This is a genomic window from Streptomyces sp. BK340, assembly GCF_007827595.1.
Lineage (GTDB): Bacteria > Actinomycetota > Actinomycetes > Streptomycetales > Streptomycetaceae > Streptomyces.
This window is the reverse complement of the sequence record NZ_VISR01000005.1, coordinates 134,795-159,948: the sequence shown is the minus strand read 5'-3', so window position 1 is coordinate 159,948 and position 25,154 is coordinate 134,795. Positions and strand designations below refer to the sequence as shown.

20 protein-coding genes and 1 pseudogene are annotated in these 25,154 nt (G+C 68.4%); 11 read left to right on the top strand and 10 right to left on the bottom strand.

Annotated elements, in window-relative coordinates; genetic code table 11:
- Window positions 1-193 precede the first annotated feature (193 nt).
- The 9 genes from rpmH to FB157_RS12535 all read left to right on the top strand — a co-directional run bounded on the left by rpmH (window position 194) and on the right by FB157_RS12535 (window position 7,150).
- Window positions 194-331 (top strand): 50S ribosomal protein L34, encoded by a 138-nt coding sequence (gene rpmH / locus FB157_RS12575; RefSeq protein WP_015659252.1) that lies wholly within the window; start codon window positions 194-196, stop codon window positions 329-331.
- Between the two features lie 21 nt (window positions 332-352).
- Window positions 353-724: a ribonuclease P protein component gene (gene rnpA, locus FB157_RS12570; RefSeq protein WP_145878966.1), complete on the top strand. Its 372-nt coding sequence runs from the start codon at window positions 353-355 to the stop codon at window positions 722-724.
- Window positions 721-1,086, top strand: coding sequence for a membrane protein insertion efficiency factor YidD (yidD, locus tag FB157_RS12565; RefSeq protein ID WP_145878964.1), 366 nt, complete (start codon window positions 721-723; stop codon window positions 1,084-1,086). The genes rnpA and yidD overlap by 4 nt, the downstream gene beginning before the upstream one ends.
- A 3-nt stretch (window positions 1,087-1,089) precedes the next feature.
- A complete protein-coding gene (gene yidC, locus FB157_RS12560; protein ID WP_145878962.1) occupies window positions 1,090-2,370 on the top strand; it encodes a membrane protein insertase YidC in 1,281 nt (426 codons plus the stop codon).
- Between the two features lie 15 nt (window positions 2,371-2,385).
- On the top strand, window positions 2,386-2,898 hold the full coding sequence (locus tag FB157_RS12555) for a R3H domain-containing nucleic acid-binding protein (protein WP_145878960.1): 513 nt from the start codon (window positions 2,386-2,388) through the stop codon (window positions 2,896-2,898).
- A 117-nt stretch (window positions 2,899-3,015) separates the two neighbouring features.
- A complete protein-coding gene (gene rsmG, locus FB157_RS12550) occupies window positions 3,016-3,732 on the top strand; it encodes a 16S rRNA (guanine(527)-N(7))-methyltransferase RsmG (RefSeq protein ID WP_145878958.1) in 717 nt (238 codons plus the stop codon).
- A gap of 309 nt (window positions 3,733-4,041) precedes the next feature.
- Window positions 4,042-5,115, top strand: a complete 1,074-nt coding sequence (locus tag FB157_RS12545) for a ParA family protein (RefSeq protein ID WP_145879422.1) — start codon at window positions 4,042-4,044, stop codon at window positions 5,113-5,115.
- Entirely contained in the window at window positions 5,112-6,212 is a 1,101-nt protein-coding gene (locus tag FB157_RS12540) for a ParB/RepB/Spo0J family partition protein (protein ID WP_145878956.1), read from the top strand. The genes FB157_RS12545 and FB157_RS12540 overlap by 4 nt, the downstream gene beginning before the upstream one ends.
- Window positions 6,213-6,532: 320 nt before the next feature.
- Window positions 6,533-7,150 carry a GNAT family N-acetyltransferase gene (locus FB157_RS12535; protein ID WP_145878954.1) on the top strand — a complete coding sequence of 206 codons (618 nt, stop codon included), beginning with the start codon at window positions 6,533-6,535 and terminating at the stop codon, window positions 7,148-7,150.
- Between the two features lie 77 nt (window positions 7,151-7,227).
- On the opposite strand, the pseudogene trxA reads toward FB157_RS12535, so the two are convergent.
- The 7 genes and pseudogenes from trxA to FB157_RS12500 form a co-directional block, all read right to left on the bottom strand.
- Window positions 7,228-7,563 (bottom strand): annotated as a pseudogene (gene trxA / locus FB157_RS12530) (thioredoxin); the annotation flags it as partial.
- Window positions 7,564-7,596: 33 nt separating this feature from the next.
- Window positions 7,597-8,568 carry a thioredoxin-disulfide reductase gene (gene trxB / locus FB157_RS12525; RefSeq protein ID WP_145878951.1) on the bottom strand — a complete coding sequence of 324 codons (972 nt, stop codon included), beginning with the start codon at window positions 8,566-8,568 and terminating at the stop codon, window positions 7,597-7,599.
- Between the two features lie 170 nt (window positions 8,569-8,738).
- A complete protein-coding gene (locus FB157_RS12520) occupies window positions 8,739-9,653 on the bottom strand; it encodes an anti-sigma factor (protein ID WP_145878949.1) in 915 nt (304 codons plus the stop codon).
- Window positions 9,650-10,375 carry an RNA polymerase sigma factor SigM gene (gene sigM / locus FB157_RS12515; RefSeq protein WP_145878947.1) on the bottom strand — a complete coding sequence of 242 codons (726 nt, stop codon included), beginning with the start codon at window positions 10,373-10,375 and terminating at the stop codon, window positions 9,650-9,652. Before sigM ends, FB157_RS12520 begins: the two co-directional genes overlap by 4 nt.
- 26 nt (window positions 10,376-10,401) lie before the next feature.
- Entirely contained in the window at window positions 10,402-12,120 is a 1,719-nt protein-coding gene (locus tag FB157_RS12510; protein WP_145878945.1) for a protein kinase family protein, read from the bottom strand.
- A gap of 118 nt (window positions 12,121-12,238) precedes the next feature.
- A complete protein-coding gene (gene murJ / locus FB157_RS12505; protein ID WP_145878943.1) occupies window positions 12,239-14,590 on the bottom strand; it encodes a murein biosynthesis integral membrane protein MurJ in 2,352 nt (783 codons plus the stop codon).
- A gap of 46 nt (window positions 14,591-14,636) precedes the next feature.
- Entirely contained in the window at window positions 14,637-17,003 is a 2,367-nt protein-coding gene (locus FB157_RS12500) for a DUF6049 family protein (protein WP_145878942.1), read from the bottom strand.
- Window positions 17,004-17,260: 257 nt separating this feature from the next.
- On the opposite strand from FB157_RS12500, the gene FB157_RS12495 reads away from it, so the two are divergent.
- Entirely contained in the window at window positions 17,261-18,727 is a 1,467-nt protein-coding gene (locus FB157_RS12495) for a CCA tRNA nucleotidyltransferase (protein WP_145878940.1), read from the top strand.
- Between the two features lie 44 nt (window positions 18,728-18,771).
- Here FB157_RS12495 and FB157_RS12490 read toward each other — a convergent pair whose 3' ends face one another.
- From FB157_RS12490 to FB157_RS12480, 3 genes are all read right to left on the bottom strand, one after another.
- The gene (locus FB157_RS12490) at window positions 18,772-20,082 is read right to left on the bottom strand and encodes an MFS transporter (RefSeq protein WP_145878938.1); all 1,311 of its coding nucleotides are present in this window, start codon (window positions 20,080-20,082) and stop codon (window positions 18,772-18,774) included.
- Between the two features lie 123 nt (window positions 20,083-20,205).
- Window positions 20,206-21,288 carry an inositol-3-phosphate synthase gene (locus FB157_RS12485; RefSeq protein WP_145878937.1) on the bottom strand — a complete coding sequence of 361 codons (1,083 nt, stop codon included), beginning with the start codon at window positions 21,286-21,288 and terminating at the stop codon, window positions 20,206-20,208.
- Window positions 21,289-21,331: 43 nt separating this feature from the next.
- Window positions 21,332-22,012: a PadR family transcriptional regulator gene (locus FB157_RS12480; RefSeq protein WP_145878935.1), complete on the bottom strand. Its 681-nt coding sequence runs from the start codon at window positions 22,010-22,012 to the stop codon at window positions 21,332-21,334.
- Between the two features lie 363 nt (window positions 22,013-22,375).
- Here FB157_RS12480 and FB157_RS12475 point away from each other — a divergent pair, with 363 nt between their 5' ends.
- Window positions 22,376-25,039, top strand: coding sequence for a transglycosylase domain-containing protein (locus FB157_RS12475; protein WP_261386286.1), 2,664 nt, complete (start codon window positions 22,376-22,378; stop codon window positions 25,037-25,039).
- Window positions 25,040-25,154 lie beyond the last annotated feature (115 nt).

The window sequence follows — 25,154 nt, the reverse complement described above, 5'->3', positions numbered from 1 at the left end:
CCGGATGGCGTAGCCCCGCGTACCGTAACCAGGTCGAGTTGTCGATGGCTGCTGCCGCCTGCCTCCGAAGGGCACAGGTCACGTCAGGTGATCGGGAAGCGGTGCACTCGGGCGTGACGCGAGCTACTCGTGGGCGCACGGTGACAGCCAGGACGGCACCCGCCACCACCGATTTGATCTCTGGAGCCCCCGAGTGAGCAAGCGCACCTTCCAGCCGAACAACCGTCGTCGCGCGAAGACCCACGGCTTCCGCCTGCGGATGCGTACCCGTGCGGGCCGCGCGATTCTCGCGAACCGTCGCGCCAAGGGTCGCGCCAGCCTGTCCGCCTGATCCCGATCAGGTCATGACGTCGTGCTGCCCACCGAGAACCGGCTGAGGCGGCGCGAGGACTTCGCGACCGCGGTACGGCGAGGTCGTCGGGCAGGTCGCCCGACCCTCGTCGTCCACCTTCGTAGCGGTGCCACGGACCCGCACGCGCCAGGGGAGAGCGCTCCCCCGACGCGTGCGGGTTTCGTCGTGAGCAAGGCTGTGGGTGGAGCGGTCGTGCGCAACCAAGTGAAGCGCAGACTTCGCCACCTGATGCGTGACCGAGTCGTCCTGTTTGCCCCCGGTAGCCTGGTAGTCGTACGAGCGCTGCCCGGAGCGGGCGACGCAGACCACGCACAGCTGGCCCGAGACCTGGATGCCGCCCTCGAGCGGCTGCTGGGAGGGGGCGCGCGATGAAGTACCCGCTGCTGGCTCTGATCAAGCTGTATCAGTGGACGATCAGTCCGCTGTTGGGGCCGGTGTGCAAGTACTACCCGTCGTGCTCCCATTACGGCTACACGGCCATCGACCGGCACGGTGCGATCAAGGGAACGGCACTCACCGCCTGGCGCATCCTCCGGTGCAATCCGTGGTCGCTCGGCGGTGTGGACCATGTTCCGCCGCGCAAGCGCGCGCGGTGGCACGAACTGCTGCGCAACGCTTGGCGCGCACGCAAGGGCGGGACCTCCGCCGCCGAACCGGCCATCGAGGAGAAGCCGCACTCCGAGCTCTCCTCGAGCCCGGCCGCAGAGACCTCGTCCCATGCCCAAGGAGCATGATTAGTGGACACGATTGCCAGCCTCTTCAGCTTCATCACGACACCTGTCTCCTGGGTCATCGTCCAGTTCCACACGGTGTACGGCGCCATCTTCGGCCCCGACACCGGGTGGGCCTGGGGCCTGTCGATCGTGTCCCTCGTGATCCTGATCCGTATCTGCCTGATCCCGCTCTTCGTGAAGCAGATCAAGGCGACCCGGGCCATGCAGACGCTCCAGCCCGAGATGAAGAAGATCCAGGAGCGCTACAAGAACGACAAGCAGCGTCAGTCCGAAGAGATGATGAAGCTGTACAAGGAGTCGGGCACCAACCCGCTCTCCTCGTGCCTTCCCATCCTGGCGCAGTCCCCGTTCTTCTTCGCCCTGTACCACGTGCTCAACGGCATCGCGTCGGGCGAGACCATCGGCGTCATCAACCAGCCGCTGCTGGAGAGCGCCCGTAAGGCACACATCTTCGGCGCCCCGCTCGCCGCGAAGTTCAAGGACAGCGCCGAGACGATCCACGCGCTGGGCGCCTCGGTCGTCGACGTCCGCGTCGTGACCGTGGTCATGATCGTCATGATGTCGGCGTCGCAGTTCTACACGCAGCGCCAGCTGATGACGAAGAACGTCGACACCACGGTGAAGACGCCGTTCATGCAGCAGCAGAAGATGCTGATGTACGTCTTCCCCATCATGTTCGCCGTCTTCGGTATCAACTTCCCGGTCGGTGTCCTGATCTACTGGCTGACCACCAACGTGTGGACCATGGGCCAGCAGATGTACGTCATCCACAACAACCCGACCCCGGGTTCCAAGGCCCAGGCCGCCTACCTGGAGCGCCTCACCAAGCACGTCACGCACCACGGCAAGATCCGTCGCCGCAGCGAGAAGACCATCGTCAAGGCGATCGTCGCCAAGGGCCGCGACCGCAACGAGTTCGAGCGCAAGTTCATCAACGGCCTGAGCAAGGCGGGCCTCGCGGCCCAGACCGACGGCACCGTGGTGAAGAGCGAGAGCCAGGCCGTGGCGCAGACCGAGGACGGCACGACGGCGACCACCGCCGCCGCCCGGCGCCAGCAGCCCAAGCGTCAGACCAAGGCTCAGCGCCAGTCCGGCCCGACCAAGCAGGCGGGCGACGAGACATCGGCCACTTCCCTGGAGAAGTCCGACGCCGACGAGCCGCAGGACGCCAAGCCCGCCGCTGCCAAGCAGCCTGAGAAGCCCGGCTCCGGCACCCGCAGCAAGGCCCAGTCCGGCCAGCGCAAGGGTGGCCCGCAGCGGCCCAAGTCCCCGTCCAAGAAGTAAGAAGGAGCCCATCCCGTGACGGAAGGCACCACCTCCGCCGCTGCCGAGGGTGCAGACACCCTCACCCGCCTGGAGCAGGAGGGCGAGATCGCGGCGGACTACCTGGAGGGTCTGCTGGACATCGCCGACCTCGACGGCGACATCGACATGGATGTCGAGGCCGATCGCGCCTCCGTGTCGATCATCAGCGACACCAACAGCCGCGACCTGCAGAAGCTGGTCGGTCGTGACGGCGAGGTGCTGGAGGCACTGCAGGAGCTGACGCGCCTGGCCGTGCACCGGGAGACCGGCGACCGCAGCCGTCTGATGCTGGACATCGCGGGCTACCGCGCCAAGAAGCGCACTGAGCTGTCCGAGCTGGGTGCCAAGGCCGCCGCCGATGTGAAGAACACCGGCGAGCCCGTGAAGCTCAAGCCGATGACCCCGTTCGAGCGCAAGGTCGTGCACGACGCGGTCAAGGCCGCCGGGCTGCGCAGCGAGTCGGAGGGCGAGGAGCCGCAGCGGTTCGTCGTCGTGCTGCCCGCCTGATCGGTCCCTCACGTTTCACCGGCCCCGTCTGCCCGCAGACGGGGCCGAACTTTGTCAGCCTGGTAGTTCTGGTGGTCGGTGCGCGAAGCGCCGGCGCTGTACGGAAGGACGGTCCCCGTGACGGAGGCAGCGGCGCTTCCCCCCGCGCCCGAGCAGGCGCGGGAAGTGTTTGGTGATCGCTTCGCCGATGCGGTCCGCTATGCGGAGCTGCTCGCCGAGGCGGGCGTGCAGCGTGGCCTGATCGGCCCACGCGAAGTGCCCCGCCTGTGGGAGCGGCACCTGCTGAACTGCGCGGTGCTCTCGGAAGCGGTCCCCGAGGGGGTGACGGTGTGCGACGTCGGCTCGGGCGCCGGCCTGCCGGGTATTCCGCTGGCCCTGGTCCGGGACGACCTGAACATCACCCTGCTGGAGCCCCTGCTGCGGCGCACGACCTTCCTCACCGAAGTCGTCGAGCTGCTGGGCCTGGATCACGTCACCGTGGTGCGCGGCCGGGCCGAGGAGGTCATGGGCAAGCTGCCGCCGGTCCATGTGGTGACGGCCCGTGCCGTGGCCCCGCTGGACCGTCTGGCCACCTGGGGCATCCCGCTGCTGCGCCCGTACGGCGAGATGCTCGCGCTCAAGGGGGACACCGCCGAGGAGGAGCTGAAGGCGGCGGCCACCGCGCTCAGCAAGCTCGGTGCGGTGTCGACCTCGATCCTGCATGTGGGCGAGGGCGTGGTGGATCCCCCGTCCACGGTCGTGCGGGTCGAGGTGGGAGAGAGCCCGGGCGGTGTGCGTTTCGCGGCCAAGCGGGCCAAGGCGGCCCGGACGGGGCGGGTACGGCGACGTCGCTGATATGCGAGATCGGTGTTGTCGGCCTTGGAGGCAGGCATCTCTGATCCGCCCTGACGACGAGACGTACTCCACACAAGCTGCCAAACGTGCGCAAGCCGGAGTGTCGCGAAGGTCCGGCCGCCGTCGCTGTGCATCGTGTTTCACGTGAAACGTCGCTCACTGCTGCACGGCATCATCAGTCGCGGCCGCGCCGCGGCCGAACCTCGCGACCGGAAGCCTCTCGGTTCACTCGGGGAGGCACCGGAGTTGTCCACAGAGGTGGATTTCTCCACAGAACACCAGGCCTCACTGGTTCACGACCCCGAAGACATGGGAGGCTCTGTTCATTGCGAGCCTGAAGTCGAGGAGAGTGAATCCGTGCGGTCCGACGCCAACATCGCGGGACCGATGACCGATCCGGTCCCCGGTCCCCGTACCGAGTCGATGGGGGCGGATGTTTCACGTGAAACACCGCCCCCGATGGACGACACTCCCATCGGTCGCGCTGCCCAACTGGCGGTGGAGGCTCTGGGCCGAGCCGGCGAAGGCCTGCCGCGCCCCGAGCAGACCCGAGTCATCGTGGTCGCCAACCAGAAGGGCGGCGTGGGCAAGACCACGACGACCGTCAACCTTGCCGCTTCGCTGGCTCTGCATGGTGGCCGCGTTCTGGTGATCGACCTCGACCCCCAGGGCAATGCGTCCACGGCGCTGGGTATCGATCATCACGCGGAAGTGCCTTCCATCTACGACGTCTTGGTGGAGAGCCGGCCGCTCGCTGAGGTTGTCCAGCCCGTCCCTGACGTCGAAGGCCTCTTCTGCGCCCCTGCCACCATCGATCTCGCCGGTGCGGAGATCGAGCTGGTGTCCCTGGTGGCCCGTGAGAGCCGGCTGCAGCGGGCGATCCAAGCGTACGAGCAGCCGTTGGACTACATCCTCATCGACTGCCCGCCCTCGCTGGGCCTGTTGACGGTCAACGCGCTCGTCGCGGGCCAGGAGGTCCTCATCCCCATCCAGTGCGAGTACTACGCGCTGGAGGGACTGGGTCAGCTGCTGCGCAACGTCGACCTGGTGCGGGGGCACCTCAACCCCACCCTGCATGTGTCGACCATCCTGCTCACCATGTACGACGGCCGGACGCGTCTCGCCTCGCAGGTCGCGGAAGAGGTGCGCACTCACTTCGGCGACGAGGTGCTGCGGACGAGCATTCCCCGCTCAGTCCGTATCTCCGAGGCGCCGAGCTACGGGCAGACGGTGCTGACTTACGATCCTGGATCGAGCGGTGCCCTCTCCTATCTTGAGGCGGCCCGAGAAATCGCGCTGAAGGGCATCGGCGTCAGCTATGACGCCAGCCAGGCCCACATCGGCGCCCAGAACGACCCGAGCATGGTGGAGGGTATCCAGTGAGCGAGCGACGGAGGGGGCTGGGCCGTGGACTCGGCGCGCTGATCCCTGCTGCCCCGACCGAGAAGAACCCGGCTCCGGCCGCGATGGGGAGTGGAACGTCCACGTCTCCGGCAGCGGTTCCGGTGCTGACGACCGACCGCGGGGTGGCGGCGGCGAAGGTGGCCACGTTGCCGCCTGTTTCACATGAAACCGAGGAGCCGTCGGTGAGCCCTGCCGCGGAGGCTCCCGTGCCTCCGGTTGGCGCCCACTTCGCCGAGCTGCCCCTCGATGCCATCACGCCGAACCCGCGCCAGCCGCGTGAGGTCTTCGATGAGGACGCGCTGCAGGAGCTGGTCACCTCCATCAAGGAGGTCGGTCTCCTTCAGCCCGTCGTCGTACGACAGCTGGGTCCCGGCCGCTATGAGCTCATCATGGGTGAGCGCCGCTGGCGGGCCTGCCGTGAGGCCGGCCTCGAGGCCATCCCGGCCATCGTCCGGGCCACCGATGACGAGAAGCTCCTCCTGGACGCCCTGCTGGAGAACCTGCACCGGGCGCAGCTGAACCCGCTGGAAGAGGCGGCCGCCTACGACCAGCTGCTGAAGGACTTCAACTGCACGCACGACCAGCTGGCGGACCGCATCGGGCGCTCCCGCCCGCAGGTCTCCAACACCCTGCGGCTGCTGAAGCTGTCGCCGGCGGTCCAGCGCAGGGTCGCCGCCGGGGTTCTCTCCGCCGGTCACGCCCGGGCGCTGCTGTCCGTCGAGGACTCGGACGAGCAGGACCGGCTGGCGCATCGCATCGTGGCCGAGGGCCTCTCGGTGCGGGCCGTCGAGGAGATCGTGACTCTGATGGGTTCGCGGCCCCAGACGACCCAGCGCTCCAAGGGCCCGCGGGCCGGTGCCCGGGTCTCCCCGGCGCTGAGCGAGCTGGCAACCCGTCTGTCGGACCGCTTCGAAACCCGGGTGAAGGTCGACCTCGGTCAGAAGAAGGGCAAGATCACCGTCGAGTTCGCCTCCATGGAGGATCTTGAGCGGATTCTCGGCAGCCTCGCCCCGGGCGAGGGGCCGGTCCTGCAGAAGGGTCTCCACGACGGCGACTCCGAGGAACAGGACGACTGAACCTCCGGCGGTCCCGCCGGAGGGGGGGCAGGGGAGCGGATCGCATCCGGTGTGTACCGGAAAGCGGTTCGCTCTTTGCTTTGAGGCAGGTATCGAGGTAATCGCTTCGTGGATACGATGCGGATGGGGTAGGCGCATCCACCTGGCGGATCTCTGAGTGGGGAGACAGGGGCCATGCGATCGATGAGCCGCACCGGATTGGTGAGCGCTGGCTTGGGCCTTGGGGCCGTCGGCGGATTTGTCGGCAGCCTGCTCAGGGAACGGAGCGTTCTGACAGCCGCTCGCGACGCAGCGGGCGAAGGAAGCGAGGAACAGCCTTCATGGGGCGTCGGCTCGTACCGCTCACGCTGGACAACCTTCAGGACCTTCCCAAGCGCTGTCGCTCGTGCGTCTTCTGGGAGCTCGACCCCGTCAGCGGCGAAGCCGCGGTAAAGGCGGGCACCTCCGCGCTGGAGAAGGAGTCCTGGATCTCCGCTGTCCTGCTGGACTGGGGTTCGTGCGGCCGGGTGGTCTACGTGGACGACATCCCCGTGGGCTTCGTTCTCTACGCGCCGCCGGCCTATGTCCCGCGCTCCACGGCGTTCCCCACGAGTCCGGTCTCACCGGATGCCGTCCAGCTCATGACGGCGTTCATCATGCCCGGCTACCGGGGGCAGGGGCTGGGTCGAGTGATGGTCCAGGCGGTCGCCAAGGATCTGCTGCGCCGGGGCTTCAAGGCGGTCGAGGCGTTCGGTGACGCCCGCTGGAGGGAACCCGCCTGTCTGCTGCCGGCCGACCATCTCCTGGCCGTGGGCTTCAAGACGGTCCGGCAGCACCCCACGCACCCCCGTCTGCGGCTGGAGCTGCGCTCGACGCTCTCCTGGAAGGAAGACGTGGAGATGGCGCTCGACCGGCTGCTGGGGGCCGTACAGAAGGAACCGGTGCTGCGGCCGCTGTAGAGGTCGGTGTCAGCTGAGGGCCTCATGCAAATGGGCCAACCCAGAAGGGTTGGCCCATTCGTGTTTCACGTGAAACGTCACTCGGCGATGAACTCGTCGAGGTCACGCACCAGCGCAGCCTTCGGCTTGGCACCGACGATCGTCTTGACGACCTCGCCGCCCTGGTAGACGTTGAGGGTCGGGATGGACATGACGCCGTACTTGGCGGCCGTGCCCGGGTTCTCGTCGATGTTCAGCTTGACGATCTCGATCTTGTCGCCGTGCTCGGCGGCAATCGCCTCGAGGGACGGAGCGATCTGGCGGCACGGGCCGCACCACTCGGCCCAGAAGTCCACCAGGACGGGCTTGTCGCTCTTGAGGACGTCCTCGTCGAAGGACGCGTCGGTCGTGCTCTTCAGGGCCACGGTGGGCTCCTTATCTTCTGCGGTGAGGCGGGGAAGGGAAGGTCAGGCGGTGGCGGTGGCGGCGGCCTCGGCCTTGTCCTCGTCCGCGAGGGCGGAGAGGAAGCGCTCGGCGTCGAGGGCGGCGGAGCAGCCGGTGCCGGCCGCGGTGATCGCCTGCCGGTAGGTGTGGTCGACCACGTCACCGGCGGCGAAGACACCGGTCAGGTTGGTGCGGGTGGACGGGGCGGCGACCTTCAGGTAGCCCTCCTCGTCCAGGTCCAGCTGGCCCTTGAACAGCTCGGTGCGCGGGTCGTGGCCGATCGCGATGAACAGGCCCGTCACCGGCAGGTCGGAAAGCTCGCCGGTCTTGACGTTGCGCAGCTTCAGACCGGAGAGCTTCTGGTCGCCCTGCACCTCGGCGACCTCGCTGTCCCAGACGAACTTGATCTTCGGGTCACCGAAGGCACGCTCCTGCATCGCCTTGGAGGCGCGCAGGGTGTCACGGCGGTGGACGATCGTCACGGACTTGGCGAACCGCGAGAGGAAGGTGGCCTCCTCCATCGCGGTGTCGCCACCGCCGATCACGGCGATGTCCTGGTCCTTGAAGAAGAACCCGTCACAGGTGGCGCACCAGGAGACACCCCGGCCGGAGAGCGCGTCCTCGTTCGGGAGGGCGAGCTTGCGGTGCTGGGAGCCGGTGGTGACGATCACGGCCTTCGCCCGGTGGACCGTGCCCGCGGTGTCGGTGACGGTCTTGATCTCACCGGTCAGGTCGACGGAGACGATGTCGTCCGGGATCAGCTCGGCGCCGAAGCGCTCGGCCTGCGCCCGCATGTTGTCCATCAGCTCAGGACCCATGATGCCGTCGCGGAAGCCCGGGAAGTTCTCCACCTCGGTGGTGTTCATCAGCGCGCCACCGGCGGTGACGGCCCCCTCGAACACCAGCGGCTTCAGCGACGCGCGCGCGGTGTAGAGCGCCGCCGTGTAGCCTGCCGGCCCGGAGCCGATGATGATCACGTTACGGACGTCGCTCACGGCTTGGTTCCTCGTCTCTGGTCTGTGTCAGTCGACCGGTGGGAGCCCCTTTCAGAACTCTCACCCCACCCAACGGATCCTAAGGGGCGCGCATTCCCGTTGTGTCCGGGCACACGGGGATCGCCCACGGTACGGATGACCGCACAGCCGGAGATGAATCCTCTACCGACTCAGGTCCGAGGGAGAGACTGCTTGAGCAGGACCTTGCCGACGGACGAAGTGGCCTGGTGGACGCAGTCCGCGTCGACAACATAGGCCGTGACCCGGGTGCTGTCGCCGACGTCGGGCATCACGACGAGATAGGCACTCCTGCCGGCATAGGTACCGGTCTTGGCGCCGAGGACTGCCTCGCTGCTGTTGATTGCCTTACGGACGCAGTCGGGAACCGAGGGCTGGGTCTGGATCAGTGTGTTCGCGCTCTGGGTGGACCCGGGGCTGTTCTGCTGGGAGTCGATGCCGGAGCGTGAGTCCGGCTCTGTGTCCTTCTTCGTGGCGAGCAGGTCCTTCACCTGGCTCTGCACGCTGTCCCCGGAGAACGCGCTGGTGGCCGGTGTCGGTCGGCCGTGAGCGGTCGTATCGGCTCCGCCACCCATGAGCGACTGGAGGACGAGGGACCCGGCTCCCAGGACGGCGGCGGTGAGAACGGCACCCAGGGCGACTGTCCTGCGGCGCCGAGCGCGCTCGCGTCCCTTCCTCCCCGGGCCGGTGGATCCGCTGGGGCGCCCGAGGGGGCGGTCCGACGGGACCGATGTTTCACGTGAAACACGACTACTGGTGCGGGCCGGCTCTTCGGAAACGAGGAGGGGCGCGGTCAGAGCTTCAGGTGCGGTGGAGGCCAGCAGCGCTTCGGCGGCAAGGGCGGCGTCGATACGCCCCGCGACATCCGCCGGCATCCGCGGCGGTCCCGGCATGGTGCCGAGCAGCCCCCGGATCTCCTCCAGCGAGGAATGCACGTCCGCGCAGAGCTCGCACCCTTCCAGGTGGCGCCGTACCTCCGTGCTTCGATCCGGTGGGAGGAGGCCTTCGGTGAGGTCGGAGATCTCGGCGACGTCCGGGTGCCCGGCCGTGTCTGTCGAGGAAGTCACGCTCGCCCACCTCCGCCCTTCACTACGGTTGAATCGCTCGGACCCGTACCCCCAGGACCCTTGTCATGGGGATCCGTCGCAGGTGGGACGGATTTCCCTTGCACCCGGTTCCGTCCCGGCCCGGGTTCTTTTTCGTCATCGGTATTGCCGGGCCGCAGATGGGTGAGCAGCGGAAGAAGTCTGGCCCGGCCTCGGGCGCAACGGCTCTTCACGGTCCCCGTCGGTACATCGAGGATCCGGGCGGCCTCGGCCACGGGGTAGCCCTGCATGTCCACGAGGATCAGAGCCGCTCGTTGCTCATACGGAAGCGTGGCGAGGGCCTCGAGGAGCTGACGGTGCACATCGTTCCGCTCGGCCGGAGCGGAAGCCGCCTCGTGCGGCTCCAGCAGCTGTTCCAGCCGCTCGGTGTCGTCGACCGGAGCGGTCTTCCTGGAGGCGGCCTTGCGGGCCCGGTCCAGGCAGGCGTTCACGGTGATGCGATGCAGCCAGGTCGTGACGGCCGACTGCCCCCGGAAGGTGTGCGCGGCCCGGTAGGCGGACACCAGCGCGTCCTGGACCGCGTCAGCGGCCTCCTCCCGGTCCCCCAGCGTCCGTAGCGCCACCGCCCAGAGCCGGTCCCGATGCCGTCGCACGATCTCACCGAAGGCATCGGGGTCGCCTTCCACATGGCGGGCGAGCAGGTCCTGGTCGCTCACTCCGTCGTATCCGGCGCCCTCCGCCATCTGCCCCCTCCGGTTCGGGTGAGACGTCAGCCCGTGAACCGCACTTCGCCGATGGCCTGCTTGAAGCCGGCCTGGGAATACGTGACCGAGTCCGGACCCGAGTACGGCACAGCGGTCAGCCACACGAGGACGTATTGCGTCTTCACCGACTTGGTGACCTTCACCGTAGCGGTATTACCCGAGGTTGTGACGCTGCCGATCTTCTTCATCGAGTCGAGTGACGCCGGCGCCAGCGTGTCGGCGGCGTACAGCTCGACGGTCGTGTGGTTGCCGTCGTAACGGAGGTCCAGGGTGGCCGTGCTGAGATTCTTCGCCGAACCGAGGTCGTAGACGATGCCGACACCCGGCTTGAGCGGCGCGATCGGGGGGCCTTCGGTGAAGGTTTTGGTCCGCCAGTACGTCGACGCGTTGTGGTCGTAGGTCTTGGAGACATCGTTGGGGTGCTGCGGGTCGCCGACGGCGACGAACTCCCGGCTATTGGCGATCTTTATCGGCGCTGCCTTCGGCTTCGCGCCGTTCTTGTCCCCGCCGTCCTGGATCTGCGTCTTGTTGGTGTCGTCCGACTTGTCGCCCTGGCCCATCAGGGCGTCCGCCAGCTGCCAGCTGCCCAGGCCCAGCGCGGCGATGAGGAGCGCCGAGACAGCCCACTTCAGCGCCTTGCCGGTACGGCTCTGCAGCGGGGGCGGCGGGGCCGCGATCGGCTGAGAGACACCGGGACGCGCTGCGGGGCGTCCGTACGTGCCCTGCTGGTACGTCGTGCGCTGGTACTCCGGCGGGGCCGTGAACGCCGGCTCCGGCGGGCGGATGCGGGGCATCTCGCCGATCGCCTTGACCAGCTCCTCCGGCGTCGTGCAAGGAGCCTCGTGCCGGGACGCGGTGGCCCCGTCGTTCACCAGGGCGCGCATGGTGAGTTCGGACAGCCCGCGGTGGACACCGGCGCGTACCTGGTCCGGCGCGATCAGGCCGATGTCCTTGGGCAGGCCCGACAGGCCGTAGGCATCGTTCTCGTACGGCCAGCGCTGGGTCAGCGCGGCGTACAGGAGGGCACCGATCGACTCGGTGTCGGTGCGCTGCGGGGTGTCGGAACTGATGCCGCGCAGCGCCGCGTTCACGGCCAGGCCGCGGATGCGCCACTGGCCGGTGGAGGCGCGCAGGACGGCGTTCGGGTTCAACCGCAGGTGGGCGAGCCCCTCGCGGTGTGCGGCGGCCATGGCGGAGGCGACCTGACTGACCATCTGGTAGGCGTCGTGCGGCTCCAGTGGGCCGGCCGCCAGCAGCGCGGTCAGTTCGGTGGCGTCGGGCAGCCATTCGTGCACGACGTAGACGAGGTCGTTCTCCTCGACGGCGTCCAGGACCTGGACGAAGCGTGGATCGCCGAGCAGCGCCGAGGAACGCGCTGCGGCCAGTACCGACCGGGCCCGTGCATGGTCCGCGGGCAGGATGTGCACGCCGACGGCGCGACGGAGTTTCTCGTCGACCGCACGCCAGCTGCTGAATCCGTCCAGTCGGGTGACGCACTCCTCGAGACGGTAGCGTCTGGCGAGTTTGTGACCGCTGTGCAGTTCCGGCGGTGAGGCCTTCTTTCCGTGACCGTCCGTCCCGCCGCTCCCCTGCCCCTCGCTGTCCGTGTCCCGCTCCGGGTTCTGGGCCACCCCGTCGGCCGTGGACTGGTCCGCCTTGGCGGTCAGCGGCTGCTCGCCACTGTTGTCTGCCACGTCGACGGCAGCCGTGCTCCGTTCCGCCACCGTCGTCCCTGCCTCCCCATCCGTTGCACGCTGTCCGACGCCGAATCCAATTGTGCCCACAGTCCGACGCTATGCACGACACACAGCTGCGGACGATGGTTGTGCGCCTACCCCCGACTCAGCGACCCAGACGCCCGCGGACCATGCCCACGAGCGAGTTGAGTTCGTCGATCCGCATCCGGCGGGCGGCGACGAAGAAGACACCGAGCAGGACCGCACCGCCGACCACCAGCGCCGCGAAGGAGCCGATGACGCCCTGGCCGAGAGTGTGCCCGATGCCGTAGCAGACCGCACCGCTGAGCAGGGCCGCCGGTACCGAGGCGATGCCGAGCCGCGCGTACGTCCGCAGCACCCGTGCGCCGTCCAGGTCACCGCCGAGCCGCTTGCGCAGCCTCCGCCAGGCGACGCCCACACCGATCGCGTAGGCGAGGCCGTACGCGGCGGCCATGCCCGCGACCGCCCAGCGGGCCGGCAGCAGGAGGTAGCAGAGCCCGGAGGCGCTGGCGTTGACCGCCGCCACGATGACGGTGTTGTAGAAGGGCGTCCGGGTGTCCTCGTAGGCGTAGAAGGCGCGCAGGACCACGTACTGCACGGAGTACGGGATGAGGCCGAGGGCGAAGGCCATCAGCATGTAACCCATGTTGACGGCCGAGCCGGTGCCTGCGGAGCCGAAGATCAGGGTGCACATGGGGATGCCGAGGGCGAGGAAGCCGAAGGCGATGGGCACGATGGCGACCGCGGTGGTGCGCAGGCCCTGGGAGATGTCGTCACGGATGGCCCCGCTGTCGCCCTCGGCGGCCGACCGCGAGATGCGCGGCAGAAGCGCGGCCATGAGAGACACCGTGATGATGGCCTGCGGCAGACCCCAGATCAGCTGGGCGTTGGCGTAGGCGGCGAAGCCGGTGCCCTTGACACCGGAGGCGTCGCCGGCGGCGGTGGAGAGCTGCGTCACGACCATGGCGCCCACCTGGTTGGCGAGCACGAACAGGATCGTCCACTTGGCGAGCATCGCGGCCTTGCCCAGGCCGTGGCCCTTCCAGTCGAAGCGCAGCCGGATCCGGAATCCGGTCTCGCGCAGGTAGGGGATCATCGCGAGGGCCTGGACGACCAGGCCGAGCAGCACACCGACACCGAGCAGTCGCTGACCCTGCGGCGGGATGCTGGCGACGTCCAGGTGAGAGTTGGCTGCGGTGCCGTAGACCCAGATGAACGCGCCGAGCGAGATGATGATGACGATGTTGTTCAGGACCGGCGTCCACATCATCGCGCCGAACTTCCCGCGCGCGTTCAGGATCTGCCCCATCACGACGTGGATGCCCATGAAGAAGATCGAGGGCAGGAAGTAGCGGGTGAAGGTGACCGCGACGTCGTTGGCCGCAGGGTTGTCGGCGATGGTGGGGGACAGTGCCCGCACCAGCAGCGGCGCCGCGAGCATCGCGAGACCGGTCAGTGCGGCCAGGGCCACCATCACGAGGGTCAGCAGCCGGTTGGCGAAGGCCTCGCCGCCGTCCTCGTCCTCCTTCATGGAGCGCACCAGCTGGGGCACGAAGACGGAGTTGAGACCGCCACCGACCGTGAGGATGTAGATCATCGTCGGCAGCTGGTAGGCCACCTGGAAGGAGTCGGCGAGGAAGCCGAGGCCCAGCGCGGCGGCGATCAGCGCGGAGCGGATGAAACCGGTGAGCCGGGACACCATCGTGCCCGCCGCCATGACCGCGCTGGACTTGAGCAGCCCGCCGGCCTTCCCGCCCTTCTTCGGGGCGGGAGCCGTGGGCGCGGAGGCCGCCGCGGGAGCGGACGGACCGGCGGGCTCGGGAGCCGCGGCCGGGGCCGGCACCGGCGGCTGGACCGGCTGTCCGGCCTGGTACGGCGTCTCGGCGTACTGGTTCGCGTACTGCGGGCTCTGGGCGTGCGGCGGCGCCGGGTACGGAGCCGCCGGGCCCTGCCCGGGGCCCGGCACGGCAGCCGTGCCCGGCCCGGCAGGAGGCTCCATCGGCGCGGGCGCACCGCCCTGCTGCTGGTCCCGGAAGAGGTGCGCGAAGGCGTCGGGCTGGTGGTACTCCTCGCCGGAGTGCGACACCAGGTCGTCCACGCCCACGAACTGGGTCGTACGGGGGTCGTCACCGTACGGCAGGTACTGAGCCGCGCCCTCCGGCTCCGGCGCCGGGGTCTGTGCCCACACGCGCGGGTCGGGGGCGTACGGCGACTGGGCCGGCGGACCGTACAGAGGCTGCTGCTGCTCGTACGTGCCCGGCGGCGGCGGGGGGTGCGCGGCACGGTCGTAGAGCGCCTCGGCGACCGGGTCCTGGGCAGCGAGATCGTGGTCCCGGTAGGGGTCCTGGTCGTAGGCGTCCTGGAGGTACATGTCCGCAGCGTGCTGCGGCGGCACCTGCCCGGGCTCGGGCGTCGGCTCGGGGTAGCCGGAGCCGGCCGCGCCCTGACCGCGGTCACCGTCGTACGGCGCGTTCATGGTTACCCCACCTCATCGTCCCGGGCCACACCGGCCACGACATCGCTCAACGGTCCACTCTCTCACCCGTCCCGGACGGGTCGGCGCTTTCCGGTGCGGTGTCCGGTGCAGGGTCACTCGGCTGCTCCGGGTCGTCTTCCCCGGAGGGGGCGTCGGACTCTTCCGGGAGACGATCCCCGGGGGCGCCGGGGTTCCCGGGCTTCTCACCGGTGTCCTCCCCCGCGGCGTCGGGGCCGTCGTCCTCGGCCTGGCGGGCGGCCGCGCGCTTGCGCTGGGTGTACATCCGGAAGCCGGCCAGGACGAGGAGGAGCACGCCGCCGCCGATGACCAGCATGACCGTGGGCGTGACCTCGGTGACCTTCACATCGAACTGGACGGGGTCGCCGTATTCCTGGCCGTCCTCGGTGTAGAGCTGGGCGTAGACCGAGACCCGGCCGTTGGCGTTGGCCGAGGTGGTGAACTTCACGGACTGGCTGTGGCCGCCGGAGACCTCGACGCGCTGCTCGTAGTAGGCCTTGCCGCCGATCTTCAGGCGGGTCGGGTTCGTCGAGGTGAGCCGCAGCACGAGGTGGTTCACGGGCTGGACGAGGTTGTTCTGGACGGTCACCGGGATGGTGGCGCTGCGCCCGGAGAGCTTGGTCTCGGACTTGTCGATCAGTTTGACCTGGTCGGCGAGTTCGTCGAGCCAGTTCTCCACGTCACCCCGGAAGCTGTCCGCCTCCGTGCTGCGGTCGCGCCACGACGTGGACATCTCACGGTTTATGGCCCTGCCGAACGGGGTGACCACGCGGGACTGGTCGCTGAGGATCACCTTGAAGTTGTCGAGCTTGTCCTGCGTGCGCGCGATCTGCTCGAAGGCCGTCCTGGGCAGCTCCTGCTTGCGCAGCGAGGAGGGGTAGGCGGACGTGGACGGGATGCGCGTGGTGGCGTCCGGGTCGGGCTTGGCCTTGGCGGCCGCGGTGAGGTTCTGCGACTGCGACCAGGTTTCGTCCTGGAGCGCCTTCAGCGCCGTCGCCATCGCCTGGGCCTGGCTCGCCGACGGCATGCGCTGCGGAGCGACGACGATGCTGCGCTGCTCGTCCGTCTGAGCGTTCAGCTCCAGACTCTGCGCCAGGAACTCCTGCACGGCGAGTGTGGCCGAGTCCGCCTTGGTCAGATCGCCGTCGAAGGCGGTGGACAGCCGTGCGTCGGCCACCACCGCCGTCGTGCCGCCGCCGACGGGGCGGGCGGCGGAGGGGGTGTAGGACAGCCCGGCTGTCTCCTGGAGGCTGTCGCTGCGGGCGATCACCCGGTCGGCACCGGCCGAGGTGGCGACCTTCATGATCGACGGGTCCACGGCGCCTTCCACCGGCCAGGCGAAGTCCGTGTCCGGTGTGACATGAAGCACGGTCTTCACGGTGGTGGCGGCGACGTCGGTGGCGTCCTTGAGGTGGCTGAGCGAGCCGGTGACGCTGGTGCCGCTGTGCGCGAGGGAGGCCAGGTCCGGGTCGGCGAAGGGCAGGGCGACGACCTCCTTGCCCGCCACGGCTTTCTGGAGGCCCGCCAGCCACTGCTTGGCGACCGCCTGGTGGGTGCCGGCCGTGGTGGTGTTGCCGTCGCCCTGGACGCGGTAGTTGCCCGCCATCGCGTCCACCGACGCCAGCAGGTCCGGATCGATCACCCAGGTGACGTCGAGGTCCTTGCCCAGCTCCAGCATCTGCGCCAGCCGACCGCCCGGGGCGATCTCCTTGGCCAGGTCGTCATTGAGGAAGACCGGCGTCTGCAGCTCGCCGGCACCCGTCCTGGCCGTCATGTGGACCGTGGAGATCAGCGGCCAGAGGAATGTCGTCTTTGTCTTCGTGTCGGCCTCGGCGGGCTGCCACGGCAGGAACGTCCGCTGGACGCCGAGGACCTGGTCCCAGGGCTGTGCGGAGGTCTGGCCGGACAGGGCGACGCCGAACTCGTAGACGCCGTCGTCGCCGAGATCGAGCTTGTCCACCGGGACCGAGATGCTGAAGTGCTCGGCGACGCCCGGAGCCAGCTTGGAGAACTTCTCCTCGTACTTTCCGCCGACCTCGGTGCCGGTCCCGCCCTGGAGGTCGTCGGAGTGCTGGGCAACCCCGTCGATCGCCGAGCGAGTGTTCAGCATGCGACCCACCCGCAGGCCCACGTGGGCGCCGGTGACGGCCTGCTTGCCGTTGTTGGTCACCGTGCCGGACACGGTCAGCGTGTCGCCGTCCGTGGGGGCGCTGGGGCTGAGCGAGTCCACGGAGACGGACACGGGGTCCGAGGAGGCGGCCTGTGCCGGTCCCGCGGCGGGAAGCTGGAGGAGGCCGGCCAGCAGGGGTGCCCCGGCGAGCAGTCCTCCGGTGCGCCGCAGCCACCGGCGCACAGGTGAGGCACTGGTCCCCTGGAAGTCAGCCGCCTCGGCCACGCGCTCGCCCGTCCCTCGTCGTCGTCAGTGGTCGTCGGAATGTGCGTCCACGCATGGTAACGAGGCGCGCTGAGGGGAAGTGCCGCGGTCTGCTTCACAAGATCGAAAGACAGTAGCGACGCGTCCTCTATATCCAGTATCGAGGGAAGAGCGGATGTACGCCGTAAGCGCAGCCCTTGTGCGCTTATGGCAGGAGGCATCCGCGCCCGTTCAATCGAGGCGCCCCAGGGTGCCGGGGCCACGTACCCTCTTCTGTTGTGCCGAACCCCAACGATGACAATCCCTCTGCCCTGAGCCAGGCGCAGCAACGCGCTGTGAGCGAGCTGCTACGGGTGGCCCCCGTGGCCGACGACCTCGCCCGCCGTTTCCAGGAGGCCGGGTTCTCGCTCGCCCTGGTGGGCGGCTCGGTCCGCGACGCGCTGCTCGGCCGGCTCGGCAACGACCTGGATTTCACCACCGACGCGCGCCCCGAGGACGTACTGAAGATCGTGCGGCCCTGGGCGGACGCCGTCTGGGAGGTCGGGATCGCCTTCGGCACGGTCGGGGCGCAGAAGGATGCCCGTGTCGGAGACACTGACTGGCGCTTTCAGATCGAGGTGACCACCTACCGGTCCGAGGCGTACGACCGCACCTCACGCAAGCCCGAGGTGTCGTACGGCGACTCCATCGAGCAGGATCTGGTCCGCCGGGACTTCACGGTCAACGCGATGGCCGTGGCGCTGCCGGAGAAGGAGTTCATCGACCCGCACGGCGGCCTGGAGGACCTCGCGGCCCGGGTGCTGCGGACCCCCGGCACGCCCGAGGAGTCGTTCTCGGACGATCCGCTGCGGATGATGCGGGCCGCCCGGTTCGCCGCCCAGCTGGACTTCGAAGTCGCTCCCGAGGTCGTCACGGCGATGACGGACATGGCCGGGCGGATCGAGATCGTCTCGGCGGAGCGGGTCCGGGACGAGCTGAACAAGTTGATCCTCTCCGCGAACCCGCGCAAGGGTCTGAGCCTCCTGGTCGAGACCGGGCTCGCCGACCACGTCCTGCCCGAGCTGCCGGCCCTGCATCTGGAGCGTGACGAGCACCACCGGCACAAGGACGTCTACGACCACACGCTGATCGTGCTGGAGCAGGCGATGGCGCTGGAGGAGGACGGCCCCGACCTCACGCTGCGCCTGGCCGCCCTGCTGCACGACATCGGCAAGCCGCGCACCCGCCGCTTCGAGAAGGACGGCCGGGTCTCGTTCCACCACCACGAGGTGGTCGGCGCGAAGATGACCAAGAAGCGCATGACGGCCCTGAAGTACTCCAACGACCTGGTGAAGGACGTCTCACGTCTGGTCGAACTCCACCTGCGCTTCCATGGCTACGGCACCGGCGAATGGACGGATTCGGCGGTGCGCCGCTACGTCCGTGACGCGGGCCCGCTTCTGGACCGTCTGCACAAGCTGACCCGCTCCGACTGCACCACGCGCAACAAGCGGAAGGCGGCCGCGCTGTCACGGGCCTACGACGGTCTGGAGGGGCGCATCGGGCAGCTCCAGGAGCAGGAGGAGCTGGACTCGATCCGCCCGGACCTCGATGGCAACCAGATCATGGAGATCCTGGGCGTCGGTCCTGGCCCCGTCATCGGCAAGGCGTACAAGCACATGCTGGAGCTGCGCCTGGAGCACGGTCCGATGGAGCACGATGCGGCGGTGTCGGCCCTCAAGGAGTGGTGGTCCGACCAGAGCTGAGACCGCGGACCGGGTCATGTTTCACGTGAAACATGACCGAGGCCCTAGCGAGGGGGCGATGTTTCACGTGAAACATCGCCCCCTCTGCTGTCCCGGCGCGCCTCGCAGCGGGCCATGGCCACCGTGACCCCGCCGTAGATCAGGGCGACGAACAACACCAGCACCACCGAACGGCCGTCCGGTGGGAGCATCAGGGCTGCCACTCCCGCCGCACTCACGAAAGCGATGTTGAAGAGGACGTCGTACAGGGAGAAGATCCGGCCCCGGAAACCGTCCTCGACCGAGGACTGGACGATCGTGTCCGTGGCGATCTTGGCTCCCTGGGTGATCAACCCCAGGACGAAGGCCGCGACCATCAGGGGGCCGGTGGCGAAGGGCAGACCCAGCGCAGGCTCCAGAACCGTGGCCGCGCCGGAGCAGACCACGATCCAACGACCGGGGCCGAGCCGCCCCACCGCCCACGGCGTCACCACGGCGGCCGCGAAGAAGCCCGCGCCGGAGACCGCCACGGCGAGTCCGAGCAACCGCAGTCCTTCGTCGGGGGTCGCGGCGAGGGCATATCGGCACAGCATGAGGAGCAGGACGAGGAGCGCGCCGTAGCAGAAGCGCATCAGCGTCATGGAGGCCAGCGCCCAGACTGCTTCCCGGCGCCGGGGCTCGGCCAGATGCCGCACGGCCGCGAGGAGATCCCGTGCGGTGTCGGCGACCGCGGTCCGTAGGTGGGGCTGCGCCGGCGCCCGGTCGGGGCCCAGCAGTGCGGGAGCCATTCTCAGGGAGCTCAGCGCGGCACAGAGATAGAGGAAGGCCCCGAGCAGGACCACCGCGGCATCGGAGCCCGACGCCACGAGCCGTACGAGGAAGGCGAGGCCGCCGCCCGCGGTCGCGGCCAGTGTTCCGGCCGTCGGGGACAGGGAGTTGGCGATCACCAGGCGCTCGGCGTCGACCACGCGGGGCAGGGCGGCCGACAGCCCGGCGAGGACGAAGCGGTTGACGGCCGTGACGCACAGCGCGGACACGTAGAACAGCCAGTCCGGCACGGAGCTGACCATCAGTACCGCGGTGGCCGCCGCCAGCAGCGCCCGCAGCAGGTTGCCGTACACGAGGACCTGGCGGCGCCGCCAGCGGTCCAGCAGGACGCCTGCGAAGGGACCGACCAGCGAGTAAGGGAGCAGCAGGACCGCCATCGCCGAGGCGATCGCCACGGCCGAGGTCTGTTTCTCCGGGGAGAAGACGACGTATGCGGCGAGTGCGACCTGGTAGACGCCGTCGGCGCCCTGCGAGAGGAGGCGTACGGACAGCAGGCGTCGGAAGTCCCGCAGACGCAGCAGGACGCGCAGGTCACGGACGACGGGCATGGAGCAAAGCCTCACATATGCCGAGGGTCCCCGGGTCAGGAAACCCGGGGACCCTCACAGCCCTGGCAGGAGCGTTCTGTGCGGTGCGCCTGCCTGTCGGGCTAGCGCACCGCGTGGTGCCGACTAGCGCTCGACTTCACCGCGGATGAACTTCTCGACGTTCTCGCGGGCCTCGTCGTCGAAGTACTGGACCGGCGGGGACTTCATGAAGTAGCTCGACGCCGACAGGATCGGGCCGCCGATGCCGCGGTCCTTGGCGATCTTCGCGGCGCGCAGGGCGTCGATGATGATGCCGGCGGAGTTCGGGGAGTCCCAGACCTCGAGCTTGTACTCCAGGTTCAGCGGGACGTCGCCGAAGGCGCGGCCCTCGAGGCGGACGTACGCCCACTTGCGGTCGTCCAGCCAGGCGACGTAGTCGGACGGGCCGATGTGGACGTTCTTCTCGCCGAGGTCCCGGTCGGGGATCTGGGAGGTGACGGCCTGCGTCTTGGAGATCTTCTTGGACTCGAGGCGGTCACGCTCGAGCATGTTCTTGAAGTCCATGTTGCCGCCGACGTTCAGCTGCATCGTGCGCTCGAGGCGCACACCACGGTCCTCGAACAGCTTCGCCATGACGCGGTGCGTGATGGTGGCGCCGACCTGGGACTTGATGTCGTCACCGACGATCGGGACGCCCGCCTCGGTGAACTTGTCCGCCCACTCCTTGGTGCCGGCGATGAAGACCGGAAGGGCGTTGACGAAGGCGACCTTGGCGTCGATGGCGCACTGGGCGTAGAACTTCGCCGCATCCTCGGAACCGACGGGCAGGTAGCAGACGAGCACGTCGACCTGCTTGTCCTTGAGGACCTGGACGACGTCGACCGGCTCCTCGGCGGACTCCTCGATGGTGAGGCGGTAGTACTTGCCCAGGCCGTCGAGGGTGTGGCCGCGCTGGACCGTGACGCCGGTGCTCGGAACGTCGGTGATCTTGATGGTGTTGTTCTCGGAGGCGCCGATCGCGTCCGCGAGGTCGAGGCCGACCTTCTTGGCGTCCACGTCGAAGGCAGCGACGAACTCGACGTCACCGACGTGGTAGTCGCCGAACTGCACGTGCATGAGGCCGGGGACCTTCGACGCCGGGTCGGCGTCCTTGTAGTACTCGACTCCCTGCACCAGCGACGCGGCGCAGTTGCCCACGCCGACGATGGCTACGCGAACCGAACCCATTCCGGTTGCTCCCTGTGTGTACGAGTGAGGCCCTGAGTGGGTCTCACGTGGCGGTGTCGCCGGGCGTATCCGTCCGGGGGGTTTCCCCGGGACGGGGCAGGCCGCCCGTCGCTCCAGTTGTGGTGTCCTGCTGAGCGGACCCCCCGGGTGCGGAACCCTTCAGGTCCCGACCGGCCCGCTCGCTCTCGATGAGCTCGTTCAGCCAGCGCACTTCGCGCTCCACGGACTCCATACCGTGGCGCTGGAGCTCAAGCGTGTAGTCGTCGAGGCGCTCCCGGGTGCGCGCCAGGGAGGCGCGCATCTTCTCCAGGCGCTCCTCCAGGCGGCTGCGCCGGCCCTCCAGCACGCGCATGCGCACATCGCGCGACGTCTGCCCGAAGAAGGCGAACCGTGCGGCGAAGTGCTCGTCCTCGTACGCGTCAGGACCGGTTTGTGAAAGAAGCTCTTCGAAGTGCTCCTTACCTTCTGCCGTCAACCGGTACACGATTTTCGCGCGGCGTCCGGCGAGGGGAGCGGCGAGGGCGTCCTCATGGGTGCTGCCTTCCTCGATCAACCAGCCGTTGGCGACCAGCGTCTTGAGGCAGGGGTAGAGGGTCCCGTAGCTGAACGCCCGGAACACACCCAGAGACGTGTTGAGTCGTTTGCGCAGCTCATAGCCGTGCATCGGGGACTCGCGCAGCAGCCCGAGCACGGCGAACTCAAGGATGCCGGAACGCCGGCTCATGATCGCCTCCTCTCGGTCCGCAGCGTCTTTATCTCGCGCTGATGTATCGACTCGATACATCCAGACGATAGAGCGGCCTTCCGTATGCGACAAGAGGGAGGACGGTGAACGGGATCACATCACCGATTCGTTGGAAGCGAGTTGCCTGTTTTGGGGTGAACTTCGGGGCTCGGCAGGTTTTGGCGGTGCGTAGTCTGTGCGGCATGCACGCCACCGGGAACCAAGTGACGCCTGGGGGGCGTCGTCGTCCTCGGTGCAGTACGGGTGAATGCAGAACCGACCACATCCGTACTTCGGGGGGACCGGAAACCAGCCGCCGTTCCAGGCGCGCAAGGGTGCGCCTGCCCGAGGAGTAATCGTTCGATGAGCGAGCACCGTCGCAAACCGCCGCAGCCGCAGGGAGGCGGACGTGCCGCGGCCCGAGGCGGCCAGCCCGGCCCGTCCTCCGGCCGCCGTGCGGCACCGCGAGGCGCCACCGGGTCTTCTGCCGACTCCTATGGTTCCAGTTCCCAGGGGTCGGATCCCTACGGCTCGGGGGGTGAGGAGCGCCCCTACGGCAGCCGTGCCGAGGCCCGTCGGGCGGCGCAGAGAGGCGGCGGCAGGCGCCGTGCGGCCGACAACGGAGGTCCGGGTGGCCGGCGCGGCGGTCCGGGCGGACCGACCGGTCCCGGGCGCGGCAGAGGTCGTGCCACGGCAGCGCCGGGGAAGAAGCGGTTCATCGACTACCCGCGGTCGGGCAAGTACGGCTGGCACCGCTGGGTGCCGTCCTGGAAGCTCGTCTCGGGGCTGTTCATCGGCTTCGTCGGCGCTCTCGTCGCCGCGGTCGGCATCGGCTTCGCGATGGTGCAGATCCCCAGCGAGAACATCGCCGCCCAGTCGCAGAACAACGTCTACTACTGGGCCGACGGCTCTCAGATGGTGGCCACGGGCACCGGCGTCAACCGGCAGAACGTCACCATCGACAAGATCCCCGAGGCCATGCAGTACGCGGTGATCTCGGCCGAGAACAAGAGCTTCTACAAGGACTCGGGTGTCGACCCCATGGGTATCGCCCGGGCCCTGGCCAACATGGCGCGAGGCGGTCAGACGCAGGGTGGTTCGACCATCACCCAGCAGTTCGTCAAGAACACGTACCTGAGCCAGGACCAGACCGTCACCCGCAAGTTCCGCGAGATGTTCATCTCCATAAAGGTGGGTGCCAAGCTCTCGAAGCCGCAGATCCTCCAGGGCTATCTGAACACCTCGTACTACGGCCGCGGTGCCTACGGCATCCAGGCCGCCGCCCAGACCTACTACGGCAAGGACGCGGTCAAGCTCAAGCCGAGCCAGTGCGCCGTCCTCGCGGCGCTGCTGAAGGGCCCGACCTACTACGACCCGGCGGGCAACCCGGACCTGGACAAGTCGGCGACCCAGGATGCGAACCGCAAGCGCTCCGAGGAGCGTTGGCGTTGGATTCTCGGTGAGATGCACAAGGACCATCACCTCACCGACGTCCAGTACCAGGACGCCATCAAGAAGTACCCCATGCCCCAGGGCCGCAAGGCGACCAAGGGCATGACCGGCCAGATCAGCTACCTGGCCGACACGGCGAAGAAGTACGTCCTGAACCACTCCGAGATCACGGAGGCGCAGTTCGACAAGGGCGGCTACCAGATCTACACGACCTTCAAGAAGGACAAGGTCAACGCCCTGGCTGCGGCCGTGAAGAAGATCCAGAAGGCGCGCATCGACCCGAAGCGCCGCGACCTGGACAAGTACGTCCAGTTCGGTGCGGCGTCGGTGGTGCCCAAGGACGGCGCGATCGTCGCCCTCTACGGCGGTGACGGTTACGAGAACGGGCACTTCACCAACAACGCCGACACCTCGGGTGTCCCCGTCGGTTCGACCTGGAAGCCGTTCGTGCTGGCCGCGGCCATGGAGTACGGCACCTACAAGTCCAACGGTGTGGGCATCTCCCCGTTGAGCAAGTACAACGGCAACGACCACCTCAAGGTGATGAACCCGGACGGGACGCCCTACCTCAACAAGGACAACACGAACTTCTTCCAGAACAACGAGAGCCCTCACAAGTGGGGGTACATCACCTTGCGCAAGGCGATGGAGCAGTCCGTCAACACGCCGTTCGTCCAGCTCGGCATGGATGTCGGGATGAGGCATGTGCGGGACGTCGCGCAGTCGGCCGGCATTCTCGACCAGACCATGTCGACGCTCAACCCGTCGTTCGCCATCGGTACCTCCACCCCCAGCGCGATCCGCATGGCCGACGCCTACGCGACCTTCGCGGCGTCCGGCAAGCAGGCGGATCCGTACTCCGTGATCCGCGTCAAGAAGGACGGCGAGGACCAGCCCGGCTTCACCAAGCCCAAGGTCAAGCAGCCGATGGACGCGAACATCGCCAACAACGTCACGGACGTCCTGGAGAACGTGATCCAGAACGGTACGGGTCAGAACGCCAAGGCCCTGGGCCGTACGGCGGCGGGCAAGACCGGTACCACCGACAGCAACAAGTCGGCGTGGTTCGTCGGCTACACCCAGCAGCTGTCCACCTCGGTGGCGATGTTCCGCGAGAACCCGAAGGACCACAAGCTGCTGTCCATGAACGGCACGGCGGGCGTCCCGTCGATCCATGGTGGTGACATCCCGACGTCGGTGTGGACCGAGTACATGAAGGCCGCGCTGCAGGGGAGCAACGATTCGGGCTTCCCGCCCGCCACAGAGATCGGCAAGGTCCAGGACGAGGTGGGCGCGCCGACCCCGACCCCCTCGGTCACGATCACGCCGAGCCAGACGCCGGACGACTCGCCGAGCCCGACGCCGAGCGCGACGGTCACGTCCCCGTCTCCGACGCCGAGCGACTCCTGCCAGTTCGGCTGGGGCAACAGCTGTAACACCAACGGCGGCGGCACAGGCAACGGTGGCACGGACGGTGGGACGACACCCACGCCGACAGTCACCGACACCACCGGTACCGGCGGCAGCAGCAGAGGCAATGGCAACGGAGGCATCTTCGCAGGTCAGAATGGCTAGCCAGGCAGTCTGACCGATTGGCGGCCATATCGCCCGCCAAGGGTGTTTCACGTGAAACGAGGGCCGTCGCACCCAGGAGGTGCGGCGGCCCTCGGCGTATTCCTAGACAGGTACG